This is a genomic window from Paracoccus rhizosphaerae (assembly GCF_026162645.1).
In the GTDB taxonomy this organism is placed as follows: domain Bacteria; phylum Pseudomonadota; class Alphaproteobacteria; order Rhodobacterales; family Rhodobacteraceae; genus Paracoccus; species Paracoccus rhizosphaerae.
In genome coordinates, this window is sequence record NZ_JAOTBE010000004.1 from 32,408 (window position 1) to 55,554 (window position 23,147).

At 67.0% G+C, this 23,147-nt stretch carries 21 protein-coding genes; 8 read left to right on the plus strand and 13 right to left on the minus strand.

Going from position 1 to position 23,147, the window contains the following annotated elements:
• The first annotated feature begins 40 nt into the window (after window positions 1-40).
• Entirely contained in the window at window positions 41-1,210 is a 1,170-nt protein-coding gene (gene mnmA / locus OC184_RS02960; protein WP_265505703.1) for a tRNA 2-thiouridine(34) synthase MnmA, read from the plus strand.
• On the opposite strand, the gene OC184_RS02965 is transcribed toward mnmA, so the two are convergent.
• Complete coding sequence (locus OC184_RS02965; protein WP_265505704.1) at window positions 1,182-1,592, minus strand: SufE family protein; 411 nt, start codon at window positions 1,590-1,592, stop codon at window positions 1,182-1,184. The genes mnmA and OC184_RS02965 overlap by 29 nt on opposite strands.
• Before the next feature lie 116 nt (window positions 1,593-1,708).
• Here OC184_RS02965 and OC184_RS02970 point away from each other — a divergent pair, with 116 nt between their 5' ends.
• Window positions 1,709-2,209, plus strand: a complete 501-nt coding sequence (locus OC184_RS02970; RefSeq protein ID WP_265505705.1) for a hypothetical protein — start codon at window positions 1,709-1,711, stop codon at window positions 2,207-2,209.
• 1,116 nt (window positions 2,210-3,325) lie between these two features.
• Here OC184_RS02970 and ychF read toward each other — a convergent pair.
• The gene (ychF, locus tag OC184_RS02975) at window positions 3,326-4,423 is read right to left on the minus strand and encodes a redox-regulated ATPase YchF (RefSeq protein ID WP_265505706.1); all 1,098 of its coding nucleotides are present in this window, start codon (window positions 4,421-4,423) and stop codon (window positions 3,326-3,328) included.
• Between the two features lie 128 nt (window positions 4,424-4,551).
• On the opposite strand from ychF, the gene trpA reads away from it, so the two are divergent.
• The 5 genes from trpA to OC184_RS03000 all read left to right on the plus strand — a co-directional run bounded on the left by trpA (window position 4,552) and on the right by OC184_RS03000 (window position 7,618).
• A complete protein-coding gene (trpA, locus tag OC184_RS02980; protein ID WP_265505707.1) occupies window positions 4,552-5,349 on the plus strand; it encodes a tryptophan synthase subunit alpha in 798 nt (265 codons plus the stop codon).
• 69 nt (window positions 5,350-5,418) lie between these two features.
• A complete protein-coding gene (locus OC184_RS02985; RefSeq protein ID WP_265505708.1) occupies window positions 5,419-5,904 on the plus strand; it encodes a VOC family protein in 486 nt (161 codons plus the stop codon).
• The gene (locus tag OC184_RS02990; RefSeq protein ID WP_265505709.1) at window positions 5,898-6,443 is read left to right on the plus strand and encodes a GNAT family N-acetyltransferase; all 546 of its coding nucleotides are present in this window, start codon (window positions 5,898-5,900) and stop codon (window positions 6,441-6,443) included. The genes OC184_RS02985 and OC184_RS02990 overlap by 7 nt, the downstream gene beginning before the upstream one ends.
• An 87-nt stretch (window positions 6,444-6,530) precedes the next feature.
• Window positions 6,531-7,193: a molecular chaperone DjiA gene (locus tag OC184_RS02995; protein ID WP_265505710.1), complete on the plus strand. Its 663-nt coding sequence runs from the start codon at window positions 6,531-6,533 to the stop codon at window positions 7,191-7,193.
• 41 nt (window positions 7,194-7,234) lie between these two features.
• Window positions 7,235-7,618, plus strand: coding sequence for a hypothetical protein (locus tag OC184_RS03000; RefSeq protein ID WP_265505711.1), 384 nt, complete (start codon window positions 7,235-7,237; stop codon window positions 7,616-7,618).
• On the opposite strand, the gene OC184_RS03005 is transcribed toward OC184_RS03000, so the two are convergent.
• The 9 genes from OC184_RS03005 to OC184_RS03045 form a co-directional block, all read right to left on the minus strand.
• Entirely contained in the window at window positions 7,615-9,507 is a 1,893-nt protein-coding gene (locus OC184_RS03005; protein WP_265505712.1) for an exonuclease domain-containing protein, read from the minus strand. The two genes, OC184_RS03000 and OC184_RS03005, sit on opposite strands and share 4 nt — an antisense overlap.
• Window positions 9,504-9,872: a response regulator transcription factor gene (locus tag OC184_RS03010; protein ID WP_265505713.1), complete on the minus strand. Its 369-nt coding sequence runs from the start codon at window positions 9,870-9,872 to the stop codon at window positions 9,504-9,506. Before OC184_RS03010 ends, OC184_RS03005 begins: the two co-directional genes overlap by 4 nt.
• Entirely contained in the window at window positions 9,865-10,368 is a 504-nt protein-coding gene (locus tag OC184_RS03015) for a hypothetical protein (protein ID WP_265505714.1), read from the minus strand. Before OC184_RS03015 ends, OC184_RS03010 begins: the two co-directional genes overlap by 8 nt.
• The gene (locus OC184_RS03020) at window positions 10,365-12,176 is read right to left on the minus strand and encodes a DUF294 nucleotidyltransferase-like domain-containing protein (RefSeq protein WP_265505715.1); all 1,812 of its coding nucleotides are present in this window, start codon (window positions 12,174-12,176) and stop codon (window positions 10,365-10,367) included. Before OC184_RS03020 ends, OC184_RS03015 begins: the two co-directional genes overlap by 4 nt.
• Window positions 12,177-12,234: 58 nt before the next feature.
• On the minus strand, window positions 12,235-14,043 hold the full coding sequence (locus OC184_RS03025; protein WP_265505716.1) for a sodium:solute symporter family protein: 1,809 nt from the start codon (window positions 14,041-14,043) through the stop codon (window positions 12,235-12,237).
• Between the two features lie 10 nt (window positions 14,044-14,053).
• Window positions 14,054-14,311, minus strand: coding sequence for a DUF4212 domain-containing protein (locus tag OC184_RS03030; RefSeq protein WP_265501655.1), 258 nt, complete (start codon window positions 14,309-14,311; stop codon window positions 14,054-14,056).
• Window positions 14,312-14,431: 120 nt separating this feature from the next.
• Window positions 14,432-16,387 carry an acetate--CoA ligase gene (acs, locus tag OC184_RS03035; RefSeq protein WP_265505717.1) on the minus strand — a complete coding sequence of 652 codons (1,956 nt, stop codon included), beginning with the start codon at window positions 16,385-16,387 and terminating at the stop codon, window positions 14,432-14,434.
• Window positions 16,388-16,609: 222 nt separating this feature from the next.
• A complete protein-coding gene (locus tag OC184_RS03040) occupies window positions 16,610-18,904 on the minus strand; it encodes a glycosyl hydrolase family 28-related protein (protein ID WP_265505718.1) in 2,295 nt (764 codons plus the stop codon).
• 142 nt (window positions 18,905-19,046) lie between these two features.
• Window positions 19,047-20,627: a lysine--tRNA ligase gene (locus tag OC184_RS03045; protein ID WP_265505719.1), complete on the minus strand. Its 1,581-nt coding sequence runs from the start codon at window positions 20,625-20,627 to the stop codon at window positions 19,047-19,049.
• An 88-nt stretch (window positions 20,628-20,715) separates the two neighbouring features.
• Here OC184_RS03045 and OC184_RS03050 point away from each other — a divergent pair, with 88 nt between their 5' ends.
• Window positions 20,716-21,138, plus strand: a complete 423-nt coding sequence (locus tag OC184_RS03050; protein ID WP_265505720.1) for a tellurite resistance TerB family protein — start codon at window positions 20,716-20,718, stop codon at window positions 21,136-21,138.
• On the opposite strand, the gene dacB is transcribed toward OC184_RS03050, so the two are convergent.
• The gene (gene dacB / locus OC184_RS03055) at window positions 21,135-22,361 is read right to left on the minus strand and encodes a D-alanyl-D-alanine carboxypeptidase/D-alanyl-D-alanine endopeptidase (protein WP_265505721.1); all 1,227 of its coding nucleotides are present in this window, start codon (window positions 22,359-22,361) and stop codon (window positions 21,135-21,137) included. The two genes, OC184_RS03050 and dacB, sit on opposite strands and share 4 nt — an antisense overlap.
• A 158-nt stretch (window positions 22,362-22,519) precedes the next feature.
• The gene (locus tag OC184_RS03060) at window positions 22,520-23,113 is read right to left on the minus strand and encodes a nicotinate-nucleotide adenylyltransferase (protein WP_265505722.1); all 594 of its coding nucleotides are present in this window, start codon (window positions 23,111-23,113) and stop codon (window positions 22,520-22,522) included.
• Window positions 23,114-23,147 lie beyond the last annotated feature (34 nt).

Consider the following 23,147-nt stretch of genomic DNA (forward strand, 5'->3'; position numbering starts at 1 on the left):
TTGACGCGTTCCGGCCCCGATTTGCGGCGAAAGATCATCCATGACCCTGCTTGCCCCCACCCGCGCCCCCGCGGGCGCGCCCGAATTGAACAGCCTCGGCTTCGCCAAGCCGCCGGCGCAGACCCGCGTCGTGGTGGCAATGTCCGGCGGCGTCGACAGCTCGGTCGTGGCCGCGCAGCTCAAGTCCGAGGGCTACGACGTCATCGGCGTCACCCTGCAGCTTTATGACCACGGCGCGGCGCTGGCCAAGAAGGGCGCCTGCTGCGCGGGGCAGGACATCCACGACGCCCGCCGCGTGGCCGAGCGGATGGGGTTCCCCCATTATGTCCTCGATTACGAAAACAAGTTCCGCGAATCGGTGATCGACGAATTCGCCGATGCCTATCTGGCCGGCGCGACGCCCGTCCCCTGCATCCGCTGCAACGAGCGCGTCAAGTTTCGCGACCTTCTGGAAACGGCCCGCGACCTTGATGCCGACTGCATGGCAACGGGGCACTACATCCAGCGAAAGGCCGGCCCTCATCGGGCCGAGTTGCACATGGCCGCCGACCCGAACCGCGACCAGAGCTATTTCCTGTTCTCGACCACGCAGGAACAGCTGGACTTCCTGCGCTTCCCGCTCGGCCACCTGGCCAGCAAGGCCGAAACGCGGGCGCTGGCGGCCGAATACGACCTGGCGGTCGCCGACAAGCCCGACAGCCAGGACATCTGCTTTGTGCCGAACGGCGACTATGCCAGCGTGATCGAGAAGCTGCGCCCTGGCGCTGCCGATCCCGGAGAGATCGTCGACCAGCAGGGCAAGGTTCTGGGAACGCATCGCGGCGTGATCCATTACACGATTGGACAGCGGCGCGGACTGGGCATCGGCGGCGGACTGCCGCTCTATGTGCTGCGGCTGGAACCCGAAACTCGCCGCGTAGTCGTCGGCCCGCGAGAGGCGCTGGCCACCAGCATCGTCAACGTGACCGAGGTGAACTGGCTGGGCGACGAGCCGTTCGAGGGCGAGATTCAGTGCCTTGTCCGCATCCGTTCGACCCGTCCGCCGCGCCCCGCGATCCTGCGCCCTTTGCCCGGCCGCCGGGCCGAGGTCGAGCTGCTGGACCCCGAGGACGGCGTCAGCCCCGGCCAAGCCTGCGTGTTCTATGCGCCTGACAGCACCCGCGTGCTGGGCGGCGGCTGGATCAGCCTGCGGCGGCGGCCAGCTGCCTGATCCGCTGGACCATCGCGCGCACGCCGTTCGAACGCTGCGCCGACAGGTGATCGTCAAGCCCAAGCCGGGCCAGCTCGGCCTGGGCATCCACGCGCTCGACCTCGTCCAACGGCAGCCCGGAATAAAGCGCGTGAAGCACCGCGATCAGCCCGCGGACGATCATCGCGTCGCTCTCTCCCTGGAAGTCGAAGCGGCCGTCCTCGATCCGCGGCAGAATCCAGACCTGGCTTGCGCAGCCGTCGACCTTGGTCGCCGGCACCTGGAAGGCGGGGTCCAGAGGCGGCATCGCCTTTCCCAGTTCGATGACATGGCGGTAACGCTCTTCCCAGTCGTCCAGGAAGTCGAAGGTCTCGGCGATGTCTTCGAAGGCGGCGGTGGCCATGCGTCTCTCCTCGGATTGGGCTACAGGCCTATCCTGCACGGCGGCCAAGGTCAAAGAGGCTTTTCCGCGCCCCGCGTTTCGCCTATCACCAGGCAGGATTGCCAAGAGGGATTGCCATGACCAGACTGACCCTGTCGCTGCTGATCGGCACCACGATCCTTGCGGGATGCGGTCGTTTGGGGGACAGCGGCTGGAACCCGCTGCGGTGGTCCGGCGGCAGGTCGGCCCCTGCGGATCTGGCGCCCGAGGGCGGCTATCTGCAGGCCACCGACCCGCGCCCCGGCGTCCCGCAGATCCTGGCTGCGGACTGGCAGCCGCTGGCCGAAGGGCGGCTTCTGGTCGTGCGCGGCTTTGCCCCGACCAAGGGATATCATTCGGCCGAACTGGTCACGCAGCGTCCGCAGCCCGGCGACCGGCTGAGTCCCGATCCTGACGGTGTCCTGCGCCTGCGCTTCGTCGCGGCGCCCCCCGCGCCCGACAGTCCGGCCGCAAGGCTTGCGGCAGACCCGGTGACAGATCCGATCATCGTCGCCCTGCCGCTGAGCTTCACGCAGTTGGCCTCCATCGCCGCCATCGAAATCAGCGCCGCCACCGGCACCATCCTTCTGCGCCGCTGAGCCCTCCGGGCCCCGCCACAGGCCACATTGCGCGCGGCCCGTCGCTGACAAGACAGGCACCGATAACCGCGGCCATTAGAGTGGGCCGAGCAATAGAGCACCGTTCAAGGTAATCTCAAATTGCATGCTGCAGCCTCGGCAGCGTGAGGCCGAGGACGATGCGTCGGGCTGTGACAAATCTGATCATCAAGAAGCGCCACAGAGTCCGGCGCACAAGCCGTGCCAAGGCCGTGATGCTGTTCGAGCGGAGGAGCATGTCCATCTCTGAATTCCGCTCGCTCAGGCGACGAAGGAACGGTCTTCAACGTGCTTCCACAGTGACGCCGCCGGAGGACTTCAGGACAGGTTCTGCCTGACGGACACGGGGCGGGTGAGCAACGGAGAAATCGGCTTTGGTCGAAGTCGCGCTTGATCAGCAGGATTGCGTGCACGAGGTTTCATCGCAGGCTGTAGAACAAGCGCAGCCTTGACGGTCAACTCTATGGTCTGCCGGTCCGCGTCGGTTTCTTGTCTCACGATTCATGGACAAGATGTCGCGGATGCCAGGCCATCGCGGCAGCATGTTCAAAGATGCTTGTCCGCGAGACGCCTGCCGCAGTTGAGTTCAAAAGTTCAGCCGAAGGCACATTCGCATCCCGCAGGATCGATTTCGACAGGTTCAGGAAGCTTTCGTGCTGTGCCGGATCGTTGACACGCGGTTGATACGGGCAGCGGACGCGGCATGGTCGATGAAATACTTCGCCAGGCTATGGACCAATCGCCCAGGAACCGGACGGCACCGTCATATCGACGCAGACCATGAGTTCCGTCTCCTTGCGAATGATCCGGCGGTGTCAGCCAGTTCCCGACCAGAATTTCCCTGTTCTCGGGCGTCGAACCACTACGCCATACCACCGCCCTGGCACGGGCCTCTGGCGTAGAAGCAACTCCTACGCCCCGAGCGCTTTTCGTGGAAACAGGCTGCTTCACCGGCTCTCGATGCGGCTTGGAACAGTGCCAGATGATCCACGATGGACGGCGAACCTGGACGACGGCCGCAAGCTTGCCGGCCCAGGCTGGAACTGCCTTTGCAGGGACTGTCCAGGGTTGGTGGGGTTCAACGGCTGGCGCAGGCGGTCAGCCGCTGAAGAGGAAATGCAGGACGTCGCCGTCCTTGACCTCGTAGGTCTTGCCCTCGACGCGCAGCTTTCCGGCCTCTCGGGCGCCGGCCTCGCCCTTGCCGGCGACATAGTCGTCATAGGCGATGGTCTCGCTGCGGATGAAGCCTTTCTCGAAATCGCCGTGGATGACGCCGGCCGCCTGCGGGGCAAGCGTTCCCTTGGTGATCGTCCAGGCGCGCGCCTCCTTGGGGCCGACGGTGAAGTAGGTCTGCAGGCCCAGCAGGTCGTAGCCCGCGCGGATCAGCCGGTCCAGTCCTGCCTCGTCCAGCCCCATCTCGCCCAGGAACATCTGCGCTTCCTCGGCATCAAGCTGGCTGATCTCTTCCTCGATCCGGGCCGAGATCACGACATGTCCCGCGCCCTGCGCCCGCGCCATCTCCTCGACCTTGGCGGACAGGGCGTTGCCGTTCGCGGCCTCATCCTCGGCCACGTTGCAGACATAGAGGACCGGCTTCGCAGTCAGCAGCTGCAGCATGTTCCAGGCCTTCAGGTCATCGTCGGCCACCTCGACGGTGCGCGCGGGCTGTCCGGCCTCCAGCACCGCCAGCGCCTGCTTCAGCAGGCGTTCCTGGGCCACGGCGTCCTTGTCGCCGCCCTTCAGCTTCCGGGCGATATTGGCCAGGCGGCGTTCAATCGACTCCATGTCGGCGATCATCAGCTCGGTCTCGATGATCTCGGCATCGGCGACGGGATCGACGCGATCCTCGACATGGGTGACATCGCCGTCCTCGAAGCAGCGCAGCACATGGGCGATGGCGTCAACCTCGCGGATGTTGGCCAGGAACTGGTTGCCCAGCCCCTCGCCCTTGCTGGCGCCCTTCACCAGGCCCGCGATGTCGACGAAGGTGATCCGCGTCGGGATGATCTGCTTGCTGCCGGCGATCTGCGCCAGCGTGTCCAGCCGGCGGTCGGGGACCGCGACCTCGCCCACGTTGGGTTCGATGGTGCAGAAGGGAAAGTTCGCGGCCTGCGCGGCGGCGGTCTTCGTCAGCGCGTTGAACAGCGTGGACTTGCCGACATTCGGCAGCCCGACGATCCCCATGCGAAAGCCCATGACAGCACCCTTTCCCGTCAGAAACACGCGCGTCTGTTACGCGCCCCGCGGCCCCAAGTCCAGCCCGCGCCCGATTGCACAGGTCCCCCATGCGGGCTAGTGCTGGGCGCAAAGGATGCGGGGACGACATGACCAGAATCGACGACAGGTTCAAGGCGCTTGGGGCCGAGGGGAAGAAGGCGTTCGTCGCCTACATGATGGCATCGGACCCCGATGACGACACGGCGCTGCAGATCATGCGCGGCCTGCCGGATGCCGGCGTCGACATCATCGAGCTGGGCATGCCCTTCACCGACCCGATGGCGGACGGCCCGACCATCCAGGCGGCCGGCCAGCGCGCCCTTGCGCAGGGCGGCAGCGTCAGCCGGACGCTGGACATCGTGCGGGCCTTCCGCGCTGGAGATGACAACACGCCGGTGGTGCTGATGGGCTACTACAACCCGATCTATGCCCGGCCTGGCGGGGTCGACCAGTTCCTGTCAGACGCGGTCGAGGCCGGAGTCGACGGCCTGATCGTCGTGGACTTGCCCCCCGAGGAGGACGAGGAGCTGTGCATCCCCGCCGCCAAGGCGGGGCTGAACTTCATCCGTCTGGCGACGCCCACGACCGATGACCGGCGCCTGCCGGCGGTCGTCCGCAACACCTCGGGCTTCGTCTATTACGTCAGCGTCACCGGGATCACCGGCGGTCCTGCCGCCAGCGCCACCGATGTCGCCCCCGAGGTCGCCCGCATCCGCGCCGCCGCGAACCTTCCGGTGGTGGTGGGCTTCGGCATCTCGACCCCCGACGCGGCAGAGGCCATCGCCTCGGTCGCGGATGGCTGCGTCGTGGGCAGCGCCATCGTCAAGCAGATCGGCGAAGGCCGCCCCGTCCCCGAGATCCTGGACTTCGTCCGCGACCTGGCCGCCGGCGCGCACCGGGGATGAGCCTGGCCTTCGACCATCTGGCCATCTGCCCGCACACTGGCCGAGGGCGCCGAGTGGCTGCAGGACCAGTTGGGCGTCAAGGCCGAGCCGGGTGGCCGCCATCCCGGCCTTGGCACGCACAACATGCTGCTGTCGCTTGGGCCGGGGGAATATCTTGAACTGATCGCCCCCGATCCGCAGGCGGACGCGCCGCCGCGCTGGTTCGGGCTGGACGGCTTCGACGGCCCGCCCCGGCTGGCGGGATGGGTCGCGCGCAGTGCCCCGCTGATCGCGCCAGAAGGAACGACGATTGCCGACGCCTCGCGCGGGGATCTGCGCTGGCGCATCACCCTGCCCGACGCGGGGCAGATGCCCTGCGCCGGCGCGCAGCCGATGCTGATCGACTGGGGTGCGGGTCCACACCCCTCGGACCGGCTGCCGGACCGTGGCATCCGGCTGGCGGCACTGGCGCTGCCTCTGGCGGCGCTGGATCTTCGCGACGACCGATTGGTTCTGAGTGCGCCTGTTATGGCCGCCACGCTGACGACGCCAACCGGGCAGATGAGACTGTGCTGATCCGCGATGCGACCGCGGCCGATGTGCCGGGCATCGCCGCGATCTGGAACCCCATCATCCGCGACACCGTGATCACCTTCTGGCCGACCGAGCGGTCCGAGGCCGAGATCGCCGCCCTGATCGCCGACCGGCAAGCCCTGGGACACGCCTTCCTGGTCGCCGATGACGGCGGCGTGGTGGGCTTTGGCACCTATACCCAGTTCCGCGGCGGCGGCGGATATGCCCGCAGCCATGAACACACCATCTATCTGGCACCGAGGCGGCAGGGCCGGGGCGCCGGCCGCCTGCTGCTGCGCACCATCGAGGATCACGCCGTCGCGCGCGGCCACCGGCTGATGATCGGCGGCATCACCGGGTCTAACGTGGCCTCGATCGCGTTCCACGCAGCGATGGGCTATGCTGAATGGGGTTGCATCCCGAACGCCGGCTGGAAGTTCGGAGCCTATCACGACCTTGTGCTGATGGGACGCGACCTGGCGCAGCCGCGGGCGGCTGGGGGCGTCAATGCGCCCCTATCGTCGGACGACATTCAGGGTTAACCTGTAGCTATGGATTGCTGCGCGACGCCCGAACACTGCACTGGCCCCTGCCCCGCCCTGCCCCGGCCCCGAAGCTTCTGGCAACGGATGGCCGACAGGGTGGTCGCGTTCCTGTGGACGAACCGTCCCGCGACGCCGCCGGAACGTTCGGTCGCCTTCACGATCGCGGTCATCGCCCTTGGCGCGAAGCTGGCCAAGGTCGACGGCACCGTCGCCCGGTCCGAGGTGTCGGCCTTCCGCCGCGTGTTCATCATCCCGCGGTCCGAAGAGAAGAACGCCGCCCGCGTTTTCGACCTGGCCCGGCAGGACGTGGCGGGCTTCGATGCCTGGGCGCGGCGCATCGCCGGGATGTTCAAGCCAGGCGACCCGGTCCTGCTGGACGTGGTCGAGGGGCTTTTCGTCATCGCCGTCGCCGATGGCGGCCTGCATGAGGCCGAGATTGCCTTCCTTGACGAAGTCGGGCGCATCTTCGGGCTGACACCGCAGCAGATCGTCGAGCTGCGCCGGCGGCACGATCCTAGGTCGGATTGCCCGCCCTGCGATCTTCTGGGCGTAACCCCCGACACCCCCCTGCCCGAGGCCCGCAAGCGCTGGCGGCAGCTGGTCCGCGAAAACCATCCCGACCACGCCATCGGCCGCGGCCTGCCCGCCGAGGCCGTCCGTCTGGCCGAGGCCCGTACCCGCCGCCTGAACGAGGCGTGGGAGCGATTCCGTGCCATGCACGAGGGCGGCCGCCAAGGTCTGGCCTGATCGATCTTGCGGCTGCCCCGCCCACTGCCCATCTTCAGGGTATGAAGTCGCATCTTGCCCCACTGGCTCTGGCCATGTCGCTTGTCGCCCCCCCCGCCATCGCGCAGGAGGAACCCGGCTTCTTCGAACGCGGCATCACCGGCTTCATGCAGCAGTTCTTCGAGGATGCCGGCCCCGAGGGTGGGCAGATTGCCCGCGATCTGGCCACCGCGCTGGACCAGATGGGTCCGGTCCTGCGGGATATGGCAACGCTTGTCGACGACATCGGCAATTATCACGCGCCCGAGCGGCTGGAGAATGGCGACATCGTGATCCGGCGCCGCGAAGGCGCGCCACCGCCCCCCGAACTGGGCGAGCGGCCCGAGGCCCCTGACGACGCCACGCCGATCCCGATCGACCCCGACGCGCCGCAGTTCTCGCTCTAGCCCGGCAGGTTTGCGTCGCCGATCAGGCGCCTGTGGCGCCGCCCCTCGGCCACGGCATCCTCAAAGGTGACGATCCCCTTGGCCGCCAGCGCGGGGATCAGGCGCAGGAACGCCTCGGCGGTGGCGATGGTGTCGCCCATGGCGGTATGCCGCGCCTCGGGCGGGATCACGATCCCAAGCCGTTCGCTCAGCGCATCCAGGCTGTGGACGGCGGACTGGCCCCAGATCATCGCGGACAGCAGCACTGTGTCCAGCACCCGGTTGTCGAACTGCAACCCGGTCTCGGGCTGGGCGCGGCGCAGGAAGCCCATGTCGAAGGGCGCGTTATGCGCGATGAGGACGGCGTCGTCGCAGAAGTGGTGGAACGCCATCAGCGCCTGCGACAGGGTCGGCGCGCCTGAGACCGCCGCGTCGTCGATGCCGTGGATCTTCGTCGAGGCGGGCGGGATCGGGCGGCCGGGATCGACCAGCGTCTCGAACCGTTCCCCCGTCCGGCGGCCGCGCACCAGCCGCAGGCCGGCGATCTGCACGATGCGGTCCGAGGGTTCCAGACCCGTCGTCTCGGTATCGAAGACCACGCAGGTCAGGTCCGACAGGCGCGTCGAGCCCAGCCGGCGCGCGGGCAGGCCGAAGTCATAGGTGACGCCGCTGTCTCCGCTCCGCGCCTCGGCCAGCCACAGCGGGATCACAAGCCGCGCGGTCCCGCCCTCGGCCTCGGGCCAGATGCCGGTGTCATGGGCCGCAAGGATCTCGGCTCCGGAAATCTCGGGCTGACCGGGATCGGGGGCGTCCTCCAGCCAATCGTCCAGCGTATCGACCGCCACCGGTGCCCCCTGCCATTCCAGCGCCACCCGCATCTGTCCCGGCAGGTCGGGTTGGACGCCGACCGCCGCCAGAAGGCCCTGCGCCCGCAGCCGCGCGTCCAGCGCCTGCAACAGCGCGTTCAGGGGCGCGGCCTCGGCGCGGAAACAGAGATCGGGCAGCGGCGTCGTCGTCTGCAGCCCTGCGACCAGTTCACGGACGTCAGCCGCCGCCCCCTCGGGTCCGGAAACGGCGTCCGAAAGCCTGCGCGTGGCGGTGGCCAGCCCCCGCCCCTCGGCCCGGATCGCACGGGCCAGCGCGGGGGGGATAGGGCCGTCCAGCACCTCGAGCATCGGCACCAGCGTCGCGGCGTGGCGGCGCAGCGCCTCGACCGCGTCCCGGGGGACGGACGGTGGGCGGTGGTCGCGCAGGATCAGCAGTTGCCCGCCATCGACCCGCCGCAGACGGGCCGACAGCCGTTCACCGCCCGCCGAGGCGCAGGTCAGGTCCGTCGCCTGAGCGCCCGCCGCCAATCGGTCGCGCGCCGCGCGCAGCGCATCAGCGTTCAAATGGCGGTCCAGCATGCGGTCCAGCCCCAGGCCAGGCAGCGACCGCGCGGCGCTGGCGTTATAGAAGACCACCCGCCCCTCGGCATCGGTCAGCACCGCCCCCGCGCCAATATCCGCCAGAATCGCCTCAAGATTGGCCTTCTCGCGCGCCACCTCGGCGGCATGATCCCTGGCGGCCTGGCGCAAGGCGTCGTCCGAACGCTCCCTCGCGCGGGCGGCATCCGCCGCGGCGGCGCCCAGGTCGGCCAGATAGGCGGCCTCGGCCGGTCCCGGCGCCTGCCCGGTTCGCAGCGCACCGGCAAGGGTTTCGACCGGTCGGGCCAGATTGCGATCAAAGAGAAACCAGAGCCCGGTGACCAGCCCCGCAAGCCCGAACCCGGCCAGCATCGCCGCCTGCACCAGCGCATCGACGCCCCCCTGCCCCGCGCGCCACAGCGCCAGTCCGACCACCACCAGCGACAGCGCCAGCAGCCCGGAGAACATCGCCAGGATGCGCTGCCGCAGCGACAGGGTGGTCATGACCCGCCCAGCAGGCGCGACATCTCGGCCCGCAGTTCGGCCAGTTCGAACGGTTTGGCGATGAAGCCGTCGGCGCCAAGCGCCAGCCCCTTGCGACGCTCGACCACCGAGCCGCGCGCCGTCATCATCAGCACCCGGACCCCGGCCAGATCAGGGTCGGCGCGAACGTCCTGCACGATCTGGTAACCCGAGACCTCGGGCAGCATGACGTCCAGCAGGACGAGGTCCGGCCGCGTCTCGCGGATGCGGGCCACGGCACCCTTGCCGGTCGCCAGCCGGTCGTGGCGATGGCCGTCGCGGGTCAGCAGGAAATCCAACGCGGTCGCGATGTTGTCCTCGTCCTCGATGACCAGGATGTCAGCCATCGTCGCCTCCGCCGTCGCAGACCGCGGCGAATGCCGGATCACCCGTCGCCGCCGTCCAGTCGCCGCGTGCGGGGCGGATCCGCCCGCCGGCGCAGTCGAATTCCTGCGGGACGATCACGGTCTGGCCCCGGCGTTCGATCAGCATGATCGGGGCGCGGCGGGTGCCGCCCTCGGCTTCGGTGATCTGGTCGGGGTCCAGTGCGGCGAAGCGTACCGCCACCGGCGCCAGATAGGTCCAGGGTGCCCAGGGCTGGCTGTCGCGGCCCACGACCAGCACCTGCGCCCCCTGCGGCAGCGCATCCCGCGCCCGGCCGAACCAGGCATAATCCGCCCAGACCGAATAGCAGACCATCGCCAGCCCGATCCCCGCCGGAAGAAGCCAGGGCGGCAGCCGCCACCCCGCCTTGCGCGCCGCATGCAGCGCGGCGTAAAGCACTGCTGCGGCACCGACGCCGACGGCGATGACGCCCAGAAGGTCGGTTCCGATTCCCGTCATCCCAGCATTCCCTTTCCGTGTCCCACCGCCGACTGCATGCCGCGCACGACGACGAACGCATCCCGTAGGTGGCTGCGTTCGAATGCCGGCAGATCGGCGGGCGAGAGATAGTTGTCGGGCTTGCGCCCCGCCTTGACCAGATGCGCCTGGTTTTCCAGCCGCGCCGTCTGAATCATGTCATAGGCAGCGATCAGGTCGCGCGCCCCGCTGCCCGAGATCACGCCCCGTGTCTCGGCCTCTTCCAGCCTGGCGCGGGTGTTGACCGCGCCGATGCGCCCCTGCAGCGCATAGACGCGCGCCAGGTCGGTGACCGGGACGACGCCGTTGTGCTTCATGTCGATATGGTGGCGGTATTCGCCCGACCGGATCGTCGCGAACCCGCCGATCAGCCCCAGTGGCGGGCGGTGCTTGAGGCTGTTGGCCACCATATGCGCCACGAAGATCGAGTTCTTCGAGGCCGCCAGCAGCGTCTCGCGCTGCAGATCGTCCAGCAGCGCCCGCTCTCCACCGATGGCGCGCAGGTCGAACATGACCGAGGCCAGCATCTGCGCCTCGGGGCTGGGATGGGCGATCCAGTTGTGAAAATAGCCGCGCCAGACGGGGGCGGGCTGGCACCAGCGTGGGTTCGTGGCCATCATGTCGCCGGGGCAGTGGACGTAGCCGCAATCGTGCAGCCCGTCGCTGACGCGCCGCGCCAGCGACCGGAACCACGGGTGCTGCGGATCTGCACCGGGCGCCAGGATCAGGCAGTTGTCCTGATCGCTTACGCCGGTCTGTTCCTGCCGCCCCTGGCTGCCGCAGGCGGCCCACAGCCAGGGCGCGGGCGCCGGGCCCAGATCGACAGCGGCCAGGTCCAGCAGGCGCCGGGTCGCCGCATCGGCAATGTCGGTGATCATCCGGGTGATGATCTCGTGCCGCTGACCGGCCTGCACAAGCTGGACCAGCAGTTCGGGAATGCGGGCCGTGGCACGGGCCATCTGCGCGGCATCGTCGGCCTGCGCCACATCGCGGATCAGGCCCGCGGCCGAGATCGCCTGCACCCGCGTCAGGTCGGTCTGGCTGATCATCCCGACGAAGCGCCCGTCATCGACCACCGGCAGGTGACCGACGCGCCGTTCCAGCATGATGTTCAGCACGTCATACCCGAGCGCCGAGGGTGCCAAAGTCACGGGATCAGCGGTCATGACCTGCGACACGGGCTGGCGCATGTCGCGCCCCTCGGCCACGACCCTCGTGGTCATGTCGCGGATGGTGACAAGGCCGATCAGCCGTCCCTGGTCGGTGATGCCCAGGCTGCTGATGCGGGCGTCGCGCATCAGGCGCGCGGCCTCGATGATGGGGGTGTCGGGGGGGCAGCTGACGGGGCGGTGGGACAGAAGCTCTCCGACCTTCAGCATGGCGACGTCGGCGCCGCGGTCTACGGGGCCGCGCCCGCGGTCGAAGAACCGCGCGACGCTGCGGTGATCGGTGATCAGGCGGTTCACCTCGGCCCGAGGCAGCATCAGAACCACGGCGTCGTCCAGTGCCGTCGCGGTGGTGACGGCGACACCGTCGCGCAGCAGGCCGCGTTCGCCGAAGCTGTTGCGCGGTCCCAGCTGGGACACGCTGTCGCCATTGCGGTCGGTGACGGCGACGCGACCGCTCTCGATCAGGTAGAGGCCGGGAAGACGGTGGCCGTATTCATAGATCACGTCGCCAGGGGCGAACTGCCTGCGGCTGAAGGAGCCGGCGACCCGCGCCAGCTCGTCCCGCTTCAGGCTGTCATAGGGGTGGACGGTGGCGATGAAGCCCAGGATGCTGTCGGACATCGCCTGCAAGACCTCTGCCAGGGGGATGCCGCGCCCCCGAGGGGACGCGGCGTTCGGTTCAGTGGGCGACCGCGTCGCCGGCACCGCGCGGGACGCGGATCGATTCGACCAGCTCCTGCACGTGGGCGGGCGGGCGCTGCGTCGCCTGCGACACTACATAAGCGACGGCGAAGTTGATCAGCGCGCCGACGGTCCCGAAGGACGCCGGAGAGATGCCGAACAGCCACGCATCGGCCGTATCGGGCAGCATGTTGGTGCCAGCAACGAAGAACCAGCCCTTGTAGGTGAAGATATAGAGGATCGTCACCGCCATGCCCGCAACCATCCCCGCAATGGCCCCCTCGCGCGTGACGCGCTTCGAGAAGATGCCCATCATCAGCACCGGGAAGATCGAGCTTGCCGCAAGGCCGAAGGCCAGCGCCACGGTCTGCGCGGCAAAGCCCGGCGGGTTCAGGCCCAGGATCGTCGCCACCAGGATCGAGATCGCCATCGACACGCGGGCGGCCATCAATTCGCCCTTCTCGCTGATGTTCGGGCGCAGCGTGCCCTTGATCAGGTCGTGCGACACCGCGCCAGAGATCGCCAGCAGAAGGCCCGCCGCGGTCGACAGTGCCGCCGCAAGACCGCCCGCCGCGACGACGGCGATGACCCAACCCGGCAGGTTGGCGATTTCGGGGTTGGCCAGCACCATGATGTCGTTGTTCACGGTGGTCAGCTCGTTCCCGGCCAGCTCACGCTCGACTGCGACGGCGGCTGCCGGGCTGTCGGGGTTCGCGTCGTTGTAGTACTGGATGCGGCCGTCGCCGTTCTTGTCTTCCCATGCGAGCAGGCCGGTGGTCTGCCAGTTGCGCATCCAGGCGAGTTCCGGTGCGGTCTCGATGGCTTCCAGAGACACGGCCGGTTCGCTGAACGTGTCGCCAGCCTGCGCGCCCGGCCACATGGTGGCGGTCAGGTTGAAGCGCGCCATCGCGCCCACGGCCGGGGCCACGGTATAGAGAAGCGCGATGAAGACCAGCGCCCAGCCCGCCGATTTGCGCGCATCCGACACCTTCGGCACGGTGAAGAAGCGGATGATGACGTGCGGCAGGCCCGCCGTGCCGATCATCAGCGCCAGAGTGAACAGCACCATGTCCAGTGTCGAGTTGTGGTGCGCCGTGTATTCACGGAAGCCCAGGTCCGTCACGATCTGGTTCAGCTTGGTCAGGAAGGACACGCCCGTCGCGTCATGGGTGCCGAAAAGGCCCAGCTGCGGCAGGAAGTTTCCCGTCAGCTGCAGCGAGATGAAGATCGCCGGGATGGTATAGGCGGTGATCAGCACGATGTACTGCGCCACCTGCGTATAGGTGATGCCCTTCATGCCGCCCAGGACAGCATAGCAGAACACCAGCGCCGCCCCGATCCAGAGGCCGGTCGAGTTCGACACTTCGAGATAGCGCGAGAAGGTGACGCCCACGCCGGTCATCTGGCCGATCACGTAGGTGATCGAGACGATCAGCAGGCAGATCACGCCGATGATCCGCGCGGTCGGCGAATAGAAGCGGTCGCCGATGAATTCCGGCACGGTGAACTTGCCGAACTTGCGCAGATAGGGCGCCAGCAGCAGCGCCAGCAGCACATAGCCGCCAGTCCAGCCCATCAGGTAGGTCGAATTGTCGTATCCCGTGAAGGCGATCAGGCCTGCCATCGAGATGAAGGACGCCGCCGACATCCAGTCGGCGGCCGTCGCCATGCCGTTCATGACCGGGCTGACGCCACGGTTGGCGGCGTAGAATTCCGCCGTCGAACCCGCGCGGGCCCAGATGGCGATGCCGATATACAGCGCGAAGGACGCGCCGATGACCAGCAGGTTCAGGGTAAACTGGCTCATCTGCTGCCCCTCACTCGTCCACGCCGTATTCGGCGTCCAGCTTGTTCATGCGCGCCGCGTACCAGAAGATCAGAACGATGAAGACCAGGATCGAGCCCTGCTGCGCGAACCAGAACCCCAGGTCGGTTCCGCCCACCGGGATCATCGAGATCAGCGGCCGCAGGATGATGGCGAAGCCATAGGAAACCAGCGCCCAGATCGCCAGGCAGATATAGATGATGCGCAGGTTCGCCTGCCAATAGGCGTTGGAAGATTGTCTGTCACTCATGTCCTTCGGTCCCTCCCTGTTCAGACATGTCGGTGGCTCCGCCATTGTCTTGGTCCTGCACGGCGCCGGCGGATGGCGGGGCAGGCTTTGCGGGGGACCGGCGTGGCCCCCCGGCACGTTTCAGCCGCGGTTCATGCGGTTCGCGATCAGGTCGTCCACGACCTCTGGCTCGGCCAGGGTCGAGGTGTCGCCCAAGGCGCCATAGTCGTTCTCGGCGATCTTGCGCAGGATGCGGCGCATGATCTTGCCTGACCGCGTCTTGGGCATGCCCGGCGCCCACTGGATCAGGTCCGGCTTAGCGATAGGGCCGATCTCGGTCCGCACCCATTTCTCCAGGTCGGCGCGCAGGTCCTCGGACGGCTCGACGCCGTTCATCAGCGTGACATAGGCATAGATGCCCTGCCCCTTCAGCGGATGCGGGTAACCGACGACAGCAGCCTCGGCGACCTTCTCATGGGCGACGAGGGCGCTTTCGACCTCGGCCGTGCCCATCCGGTGGCCGCTGACGTTGATGACGTCATCGACGCGGCCGGTGATCCAGTAGTACCCGTCCTCGTCCCGGCGGCAGCCGTCGCCGGTGAAGTAATAGCCCGGGTACTGCTGGAAATACGCCTCCTCGAACCGCGCATGGTCGCCCCACAGCGTCCGCATCTGGCCGGGCCAGCTGTCGGCGATGCAGAGCACGCCTTCCGCCGGATTGCCTTCCTGGATTTCGGCGGTGGAGGCGTCCAGGATCACCGGCTTGACGCCGAAGAACGGCACGGTGGCCGATCCGGGCTTCGTCTCCGTCGCACCGGGCAGCGGCGTGATCAGGTGGCCGCCGGTCTCGGTCTGCCACCAGGTGTCGACGATCGGGCAGCGGCCCTTGCCGACATGTTCGTTGTACCAGTTCCAGGCCTCGGGGTTGATCGGTTCGCCCACCGTGCCCAGGATGCGCAGCGACGACAGGTCATGCGCCTCGACGGGTTCCGGCCCCTTGGCCATCAGGCTGCGGATGGCGGTGGGGGCGGTGTAGAACTGGGTGACCTTGTGCTTGGCGCAGACCTCCCAGAAGCGGCCGGCATCGGGCCAGGTCGGCACGCCTTCGAACATCAGCGTGGTCGCGCCGTTGGCCAGAGGGCCATAGACGATATAGCTGTGGCCGGTGACCCAGCCCACATCGGCCGTGCACCAGAAGACGTCGCCGTCGTGATAGTCGAAGGTGTACTGGTGCGTCATCGACGCATAGACCAGATAGCCGCCGGTCGTATGCACGACCCCCTTCGGCTTGCCGGTCGAGCCCGACGTATAAAGAATGAAAAGCGGATCCTCGGCCCCCATCGGGCGCGGCGGGCAGTCTGGCGCGACCTGCGCCATCTGCGCCTTGACGTCAACGTCGCGGCCCTCGATCCATGTGGTCTGGTCGCCGGTGTGCTTGACCACCAGGCAGCGCACCTTGTCGGAACAGTGCAGCAGCGCCGCGTCGGCGTTCGACTTCAGGGCGGTCTTGCGGCCGCCGCGGGGCGCGGTGTCGGCGGTGATCAGGACCTTGGCACCGCAATCGTTGATCCGGTTGGCCAGCGCATCCGGCGAAAAGCCCGCGAAGACGATGGAATGGATCGCGCCGATCCGCGCGCAGGCCAGCATCGCATAGGCGGCCTCGGGGATCATCGGCAGATAGATCACGACCCGGTCGCCGCGCATGACGCCCTGGCTCAGCAGGACGTTGGCGAACCGGTTCACCTTCTCGGACAGCTGGGCATAGGTGATATGCTGCGCAGGCGTCTTGGGATCGTCGGGTTCGAAGATGATCGCGGTCTGGTCCGCGCGGGTCGGCAGGTGGCGGTCGATGCAGTTGACGCTGGCGTTCAGCACACCGTCCTCGAACCACTTGATGCTCACCTGGCCCAGGGTGAAGTCGGTGTCCTTCACCTTGGTGAACGGCGTGATCCAGTCCAGCCGCTTGCCCTCGCGCGCCCAGAACTCTTCTGGATCGGCCATCGATTCGTCATAGAGACACCGGTAATCGTCAGGCCCCACATGAGCGCCTTCGAGCCCGGCGGGAATCGCGTATTTCTGCACCTGTTCAGCCGTCATGACATCCCCCCTCTTGCAGCCATGGCGCAGCTCGGGCGGGACGGACCGGATCAGGCCGAGGGCGCGGCTGCGTTCCGGAAGATGTTAACCACAGGCGGGGAAGAAAGTTAAGTATTTTTTATATAACGATTATCTTGTAAATTATTTGACTTCTTGAAGCCGATCTTGTGAAAAATTGACAGGCGCGGCGCCTTTTATCGTCGGCGCCGCACCTTTCGGTCGTTACTGCGGCCGATCCATTCTGGCATAGATGCAGACCTTGCCCCGAAGCGGCTGTGCCCAGGACAGGCGGATCTGCCTTCGCGTGCTGCCGACCTCGGTGCTGACGGTGGGGGCAGCGTCCAGCTTCGTGCCGTCGGCGGTCAGCAGGGCTGATTCGGTAATGACCGACTGCACCGACTTGGCCCAGCCCTGGAACGGCAGCCCCTGAATCACCGGAAGGGTCCAGTTGGCCGACACATTATTCTGGTTATACTGGATCATCAGCGGGTTCGAGACATAGGTGTTGATCCCGTTGAAGGTGTTGGCCTCGAACTGGACGTTGCGCATGCCGTTGTAGTTCAGGTCGGCGATCGACGTGTCGACGCGGTCTATTCGCTCGACATTGCCGTACAGCGCCTTGAACACGTTCCCGACAACATTCAGGCCCTGGATGAAGTGGCCGCTTCCGTGCGGCTTGATCGTGATCCAGGTGAACCATGACACGGTGTTCGAGCACAGGAAGGTGTTGCCAGTCAGCGTCAGCCCGCCGAAGCTGAATTCGCTTCCCGTAAAGGTCGGGACGGCGCTGTGCTCGTTCGTCCACTCGATCGAGGCGTTGTCGATATAGTTCGCCGACACCGTCGTCTGCACGTTCGGCTGCGTCAGGACCAGGCCGGCATAGCGCAGCCCCTGCCCCGAGCCGTCACCCTGAAACCAGTGGTTCCCCGTGATGATGTGCCCGCCGCCACAGGCCACCATGAAATGCGCAAACCTGACGAAGCGGTTGTTGCGGATCTTGACGTCGTTGGCATTGACGTTGATGGCGATGGTGGTCCGGCTTTGGGCGGGCAAGTCCATGTCGTTCGACAGGAACTGGCAGTGATCGACCAGCAGGTCCTGGCACCCCCGCCCGATCGAGGTGATGCCGCGATCCTTGGGCCGGGTGACATAGCAGTCGCGCAGCTGGATCATCTCGCCCTTGGGGGCCAGCATCACGGCGCTGGCGATGCCTTCGCACCCGAAATCGATGTCGACGAAGTTCAGCCGGTCCAGCTGACGCATCCCCGAAAAGTCGAACAGGTATCGATAGCGCTCGAACGTGTAGGTCCGCGTCGCCGCCCCACCATAGAGCGGCTGCGACAGCGTCAGCGTGCCCTGTGCGATATTTCGGGCGTTGACATACACCTCGCGCCCGACGCCGTTGCCGATGACGCGGCTGCCGACCTCGATCTGCGCGACGTTCGCGACGTTGGTCAGCTGAAGGGGGTTGTTCGGATGATATGTGGCGACGCTGGACCAATTGCCTGTGGCCCAGGCCGGACCGGGCTTGGCTTGGATGCCGCCGTTGCGGATCACGCGGCGGTTCGAGAAGGCGTCCGTGGTGGGCGCCAGCTGCTCGATCATCAGCGGGTCGTCCAGGTCGACCCGACGCCCGCACAGGTCCAGCGACAGGTGGTCGGTATAGCCCAGCAGCGCCTGCAGCGCCTTCTTCATCCCGATTGTCTCGTCGCCGAAGGCGTCAGCATAGGTTGGAAAATCAAAGCTGCTAAGGAACGAGATGCGGGTCGCCGCCGGCGTGGTGATCCGCCCCTTGAAGCGGATCGGGCTGTTGATCGACAGGTCGCCCGAGATGAAGAAGTTCCCCTCGGGCACCACCACCGAACCGCCGTTGCTGGCCGCGTCCGCGGCGAGGAAGGCGTCGCGGTCGTTCGTGACGCCGTCGCCGACAGCGCCAAAGTCGCGGACGTCGACCCAGTCGAGCAGCGACGGCACGAAGGCCGCAGTGATGTCGTCGATCCGGATAGACTCGATGCGGAAGGCGCCGCCGTTCGCACCCACCAAGTCCAGGCCAAAATGACCGAAGACGGGACGCGGACCCCAGCCCATGTCCACGCCGCGCCGCGATCCGACGCCGACAATGGCACTGACCTCGACCACGTCACCATAATTGCGCAGGGCGACCGTGCTGCCGGTCTCGACCAGTCCGTCGACATGATTGCGGGCACCGTCGCCCGCCCATCCGGCAATGCGCACGCTGGCCAGTGCGCCAGCCACCGCCTTGACGCGCGCCGAAATGCGCAGATAGACGCCGGGGATCATCGGCGTCTCGCCCATGAAGCGCAGGCTGGTCGTCGTCTGCTGCTTGACGACTTCGAGGCAGGCGCCGAAGTCCTGGTCCGCCGGGACCAACGACGCGTTCCCAGCCATGGCCCAAGTCGGGCTGCCCGACCTGCCGTCGGTCTGCGACCAGACGTCCAGCCCGGACCGGAACGCCGGCGGCATCAGCAGAAGCCCGTTGGTGATCGCAATGTTCATCGGCTATTCCTCCAGATCGGCATGACGATGGGACCCGGCAGGGACCCGCGTGATGCCGACAGGAATAGTTGATGAAAGGTTAACGCGACTTGAAGGCGCCGTGCGGTGCAACCGTCGCCCGCGCAACGGCTGCCGCCCGGCGTCAGCCGACGGTCAGCTTGCCGGCCAGCGCATCTTCGATCAAGCCCCGCGTCTCGTCGACGCCATAGAGCGCGATGAAGCCCCCGAAGCGCGGCCCTTGGTCGGCCCCCAGAAGGACCTGATACAGCGCGCTGAACCAGTCGCGCAGCGGCTCGAACCCGTGCTCCTTGCCGACGGCGAAGACCATCGACTGCAGCGCCTCGGGGTCGGCGGGTTGGTCCCAGGCTGCCAGGCGCGCAACCAGATCCTCCATAGCCCGGCGCTCGACCTCGGTTGGCTCGCGGAAGGTGCGCGTCGGCGCGACGAAGTCCTCAAAATATCGCAGCGCGAAACCCGCCGCCGCGTCCAGGCTTGGGTGCGTCTGGGGCGAGGCTTCGGGCGCGTACCGGCGGATGAAGCCCCACAGTCCGTCCTTGCCGGTTGCCCCTGCGACCGAGGCCAGGTTCAGCAGCATCTGGAACGGGACGACCAGATCGGACGCCGGCACATCACCGCCGTGGATGTGCCAGACCGGATTGGCCAGCTGCTGCTCGGGCGTCTGGTCGGGGAAGGCGCGCAGCTGCTGGTGGTATTCGTCGACGGCCTTGGGGATGACGTCGAAATACATCCGCTTGGCTGTCTTGGGCTTCTGATACATGAAATAGGACAGGCTTTCGGTGGCCGCATACGTCAGCCATTCGTCGATCGACAGACCGTTGCCCTTGGACTTGCTGATCTTCTGCCCGTGCTGGTCGAGGAACAGCTCATAGGTAAAGTGCTCGGGCTTCTTGCCTCCAAGGATCTCGCAGATGCGGTCATAGATCGGCGTGTTGGTACTGTGGTCCTTGCCATACATCTCGAAATCGACGTCCAGCGCGGCCCACCGGGCGCCGAAGTCGGGCTTCCACTGCAGCTTCACGTTGCCGCCGGTGATGGGCAGCGTGATCTCCTCGCCATCCTCGTCGAAGGTGATGGTGCCGGCCTTGGCATCCACGTTCTTGATCGGGACATAGAGGACGCGGCCCGTCTTGGGGCTGATCGGCAGGAAGCATGAATAGGTCTGCTGGCGTTCCTCGCGCAGCGATGCCAGCATGACCTCCATGATGGCGTCGTACTTCTCGGCCGCGCGCAGCAGCACGGCGTCGAACTGGCCGGACTTGTAGAACTCGGTGGCGCTGACGAATTCGTAGGCGAAGCCGAAGGTGTCGAGGAAACGGCGCAGCATCGCGTTGTTGTGCCCGCCAAAGCTGTCATGGGTGCCGAACGGGTCCGGAACGGCGGTCAGCGGCAGCTGCAGGTGCTGCTTCAGCATGTCCTGCTGCGGGACGTTCTCGGGCACCTTGCGCATCCCGTCCATGTCGTCCGAAAAGCAGATCAGGCGCGTGGGGATGTCGCTGATCAACTCGAATGCGCGGCGGATCATCGTGGTCCGCGCCACCTCGCCGAAGGTGCCGATGTGCGGCAGGCCCGAGGGGCCGTAGCCCGTCTCGAACAGGACATACCCCTTCTCGGGGTCCTTCTTTTCATAGCGCTTCAGCACCCGGCGCGCCTCTTCGAATGGCCAGGCCTTCGATTGCATTGCGGCGTCGCGCAAGGTGGTCATGTCGCTCTCTCCTGCTCAGGGTCCGGAAGGCTTATTGAATGCGCCGGGCATCGTCAATAATCTGCGCCCGAACCAGCCGGAGCGTGCCATGACCATCGACCTGCCTTCCCTCAGCCCCTGCGATGCGCTGGTCGCGGTGATGGTCGCCGTCTCGGCGTCCGACAGCACGATCCGCACCTCGGAACTGGTCGCGATCCAGCGCATGGTCGACCATGCCCCGGTATTCGCATCCTATGACGACGACCGCATCCGGCCGGTCAGCCAGACCGTCATGACGCTGTTCGACGAGGAGGACGGCGTGGACGCGCTCTTTGGCCTGATCCGCGATGCCCTGCCAGAGAAGCTCTACGAGACGGCCTATGCCCTGGCCTGCGATGTCGGCGCCGCCGACGGCCGGCTTTATGAGGGAGAGATCGTGATGCTGGCCGAAATCCGCGAGCAGCTGAACATCAACCGCCTCCACGCCGCCGCCATCGAGCTTTCGGCGCGGGTCCGGCACATGACCTTCTAGCGGTCAAGATTGGCCGCGAAGGCCCCCAGCAGGTCCTGCTGCAGCGCCTTCGCGGCATGCGTCCAGGTGCTGACGCCGGCGGGGCGTTCCTCTCCGACCGCCGCTGCCCTGCGGGCGTCGTCGGTGCACAGGATGGCAAAAGCCGCTTCATTGCCTGCGGACGTCGTGACATAGCCCGCAAGGTTCGACACGAAGTTCAACGTCCCCGTCTTCGCCCGCACACGATGTCCCGCTGGACCGGGAGCCAGGTCCTCGGCCAGCGGCGCGGGCTTCAAGAGCGGCGCCAGTCGAAGGTCGCGCCCTGGCCCATCCAGAACGCTGGCAAGACCAAAGGCCGACAGGCGGCTTTCCTCGGACAGGCCCGAGTGATCGGCCAGTCTCATCCCCTGCCCGACAGCGCCCAGCCAGCGGCGCATCCTTTCGGCCGACTCTACCAGCGACCCGACGCCGCTGGCATGCAGGCCAAGCGCCTCTGCCGTGATGTTGGTGGAATAGAGCAGCATGTCCCGCACAAGCGTTTGCAGCGCCGGGCTGTCATGCCGGGCGACGACCTCTCCTGCCGGCAGATCGCCGATGACTTCGGGTGGAGGCAGCACAACCCCCCGCGCCCGGCACAGCGTCTGGAAGACGTCACCCGCGTAAAGCTCGGGCAGGCGAACGGGCAGCCACCGGCTGCCGGAGCGGCCCATCGCGGCGCGAGAGATCGTCCAGTATTCGCGGTCGATGTCATGGCGATAGGTGAACAGATCCGCATGCGTCGCAGGCATGGCGCTGATCGTGTAGGCGCGGGGCGACTGGGCGGCCGCGCGAGCCTCGACGCTGAGCTGATGATCCACGCCGACCCTCCGCCAGCCCAGATGGACGCGGTTGAAGTTCAGGATCATCCCGGAAATGGTGGGATTGTACGCCAGGTGCACCGCCTGCTCGGGCGCGACCTGCGCGATGGCGGGCAGCGCCCCGCCCCACACGGCAAATCGCGTCGCCGGCTGTTGACCGCTGCCGGCCAAAGCCGCGGCCAGACTTGCCAGGTCGTCGGTGGACAGCACCGGGTCGCCGCCACCTGCCAGGATCAACATGTCGCCCGACCGGATCAGTCGTGTCTGAAACCGATGCTCTGGCCCCAGGCGGTCCAGCGCATAGAGGGCGGTGATGACCTTCAGCGTGCTTGCCGGCGCCATGGCCAGCGCCGCCTTGCCAAGCAGTTGCGTCCGGCCGTCCAGCATCGCGAAGGAGATCCGCCCCTGAACGCCGCTGGCGGCAACAACCTCCCTGGGGTCTGGCGCGGGCCGTTGCGGAGGACGCGTCCCAGTTACCCGGGCGCCGGCACCTGTCGGCAGCGCAGCCGCGCTTAGTGCGGCAAGAAAGCGGCGTCGGTTCAACATCATGTGCCACCCGCCCGCAATTTCGTGGAGGAGAGCGGCGACATCGGCAGGTTGAGAAGCGTCCAAGCCGGCGCGTGGCGACCAGCAAGCGTCGCCGCGCGATCCTCGGCCACGCGGAACCGGCGCAAGACGGTCGCAGCGACCGAATAACGCGCCGCCATCCTGCTTCCTGGCCGCGCAAGGACCGCCATCGGCACCTGCGCCGCAATTTCGCGCCAGCGATCCCACCGGTGGAACTGGACCAGGTTGTCCGACCCCATCAGCCACACGAACCGGACATCAGGATAAAGCGCCCGCAGCGCCTGGATCGTGTCGGCGGTCTTACGAAGCGCCAGCCTTGCTTCCAGATCCGTGACCACGATCCGCGGGTCGACCACAAGCCTGCGCGCCGCACCAAGCCGGTCATCGAGCGGCGCCGGTCCGTGCGCCTTCAGCGGGTTGCCCGGAGATACCAACCACCAGACCCGATCCAGCCGCAGCTTGCGCATCGCGACCTTGCTGATCAGGACATGTCCGGGGTGCGGCGGATCGAACGACCCGCCAAGAACGCCGATCCGCTGACCAGGCTGCGCGATTGGGAACCCTGTCCGCATCCGCACCGACTAGCGCAATGTCGCAGCAAAGCCA

Excerpts from the sequence above, each read along its gene's own strand:
- OC184_RS03010 (WP_265505713.1), bottom strand. The coding sequence starts at position 9,872 with ATGGCTGACATCCTGGTCATCGAGGACGAGGACAACATCGCGACCGCG.
- OC184_RS02995 (WP_265505710.1), top strand. The coding sequence starts at position 6,531 with ATGGCCGACAGGGTGGTCGCGTTCCTGTGGACGAACCGTCCCGCGACG.
- OC184_RS02965 (WP_265505704.1), bottom strand. The coding sequence starts at position 1,592 with ATGGCCACCGCCGCCTTCGAAGACATCGCCGAGACCTTCGACTTCCTG.
- OC184_RS03005 (WP_265505712.1), bottom strand. The coding sequence starts at position 9,507 with ATGACCACCCTGTCGCTGCGGCAGCGCATCCTGGCGATGTTCTCCGGG.
- OC184_RS03050 (WP_265505720.1), top strand. The coding sequence starts at position 20,716 with ATGACCATCGACCTGCCTTCCCTCAGCCCCTGCGATGCGCTGGTCGCG.
- OC184_RS03060 (WP_265505722.1), bottom strand. The coding sequence starts at position 23,113 with ATGCGGACAGGGTTCCCAATCGCGCAGCCTGGTCAGCGGATCGGCGTT.
- mnmA (WP_265505703.1), top strand. The coding sequence starts at position 41 with ATGACCCTGCTTGCCCCCACCCGCGCCCCCGCGGGCGCGCCCGAATTG.
- acs (WP_265505717.1), bottom strand. The coding sequence starts at position 16,387 with ATGACGGCTGAACAGGTGCAGAAATACGCGATTCCCGCCGGGCTCGAA.
- dacB (WP_265505721.1), bottom strand. The coding sequence starts at position 22,361 with ATGCTGGACGGCCGGACGCAACTGCTTGGCAAGGCGGCGCTGGCCATG.
- OC184_RS03040 (WP_265505718.1), bottom strand. The coding sequence starts at position 18,904 with ATGAACATTGCGATCACCAACGGGCTTCTGCTGATGCCGCCGGCGTTC.
- OC184_RS03020 (WP_265505715.1), bottom strand. The coding sequence starts at position 12,176 with ATGTCCGACAGCATCCTGGGCTTCATCGCCACCGTCCACCCCTATGAC.
- ychF (WP_265505706.1), bottom strand. The coding sequence starts at position 4,423 with ATGGGCTTTCGCATGGGGATCGTCGGGCTGCCGAATGTCGGCAAGTCC.
- OC184_RS03015 (WP_265505714.1), bottom strand. The coding sequence starts at position 10,368 with ATGACGGGAATCGGAACCGACCTTCTGGGCGTCATCGCCGTCGGCGTC.
- OC184_RS02970 (WP_265505705.1), top strand. The coding sequence starts at position 1,709 with ATGACCAGACTGACCCTGTCGCTGCTGATCGGCACCACGATCCTTGCG.
- OC184_RS03030 (WP_265501655.1), bottom strand. The coding sequence starts at position 14,311 with ATGAGTGACAGACAATCTTCCAACGCCTATTGGCAGGCGAACCTGCGC.
- OC184_RS03025 (WP_265505716.1), bottom strand. The coding sequence starts at position 14,043 with ATGAGCCAGTTTACCCTGAACCTGCTGGTCATCGGCGCGTCCTTCGCG.
- OC184_RS03000 (WP_265505711.1), top strand. The coding sequence starts at position 7,235 with ATGAAGTCGCATCTTGCCCCACTGGCTCTGGCCATGTCGCTTGTCGCC.
- trpA (WP_265505707.1), top strand. The coding sequence starts at position 4,552 with ATGACCAGAATCGACGACAGGTTCAAGGCGCTTGGGGCCGAGGGGAAG.
- OC184_RS03045 (WP_265505719.1), bottom strand. The coding sequence starts at position 20,627 with ATGACCACCTTGCGCGACGCCGCAATGCAATCGAAGGCCTGGCCATTC.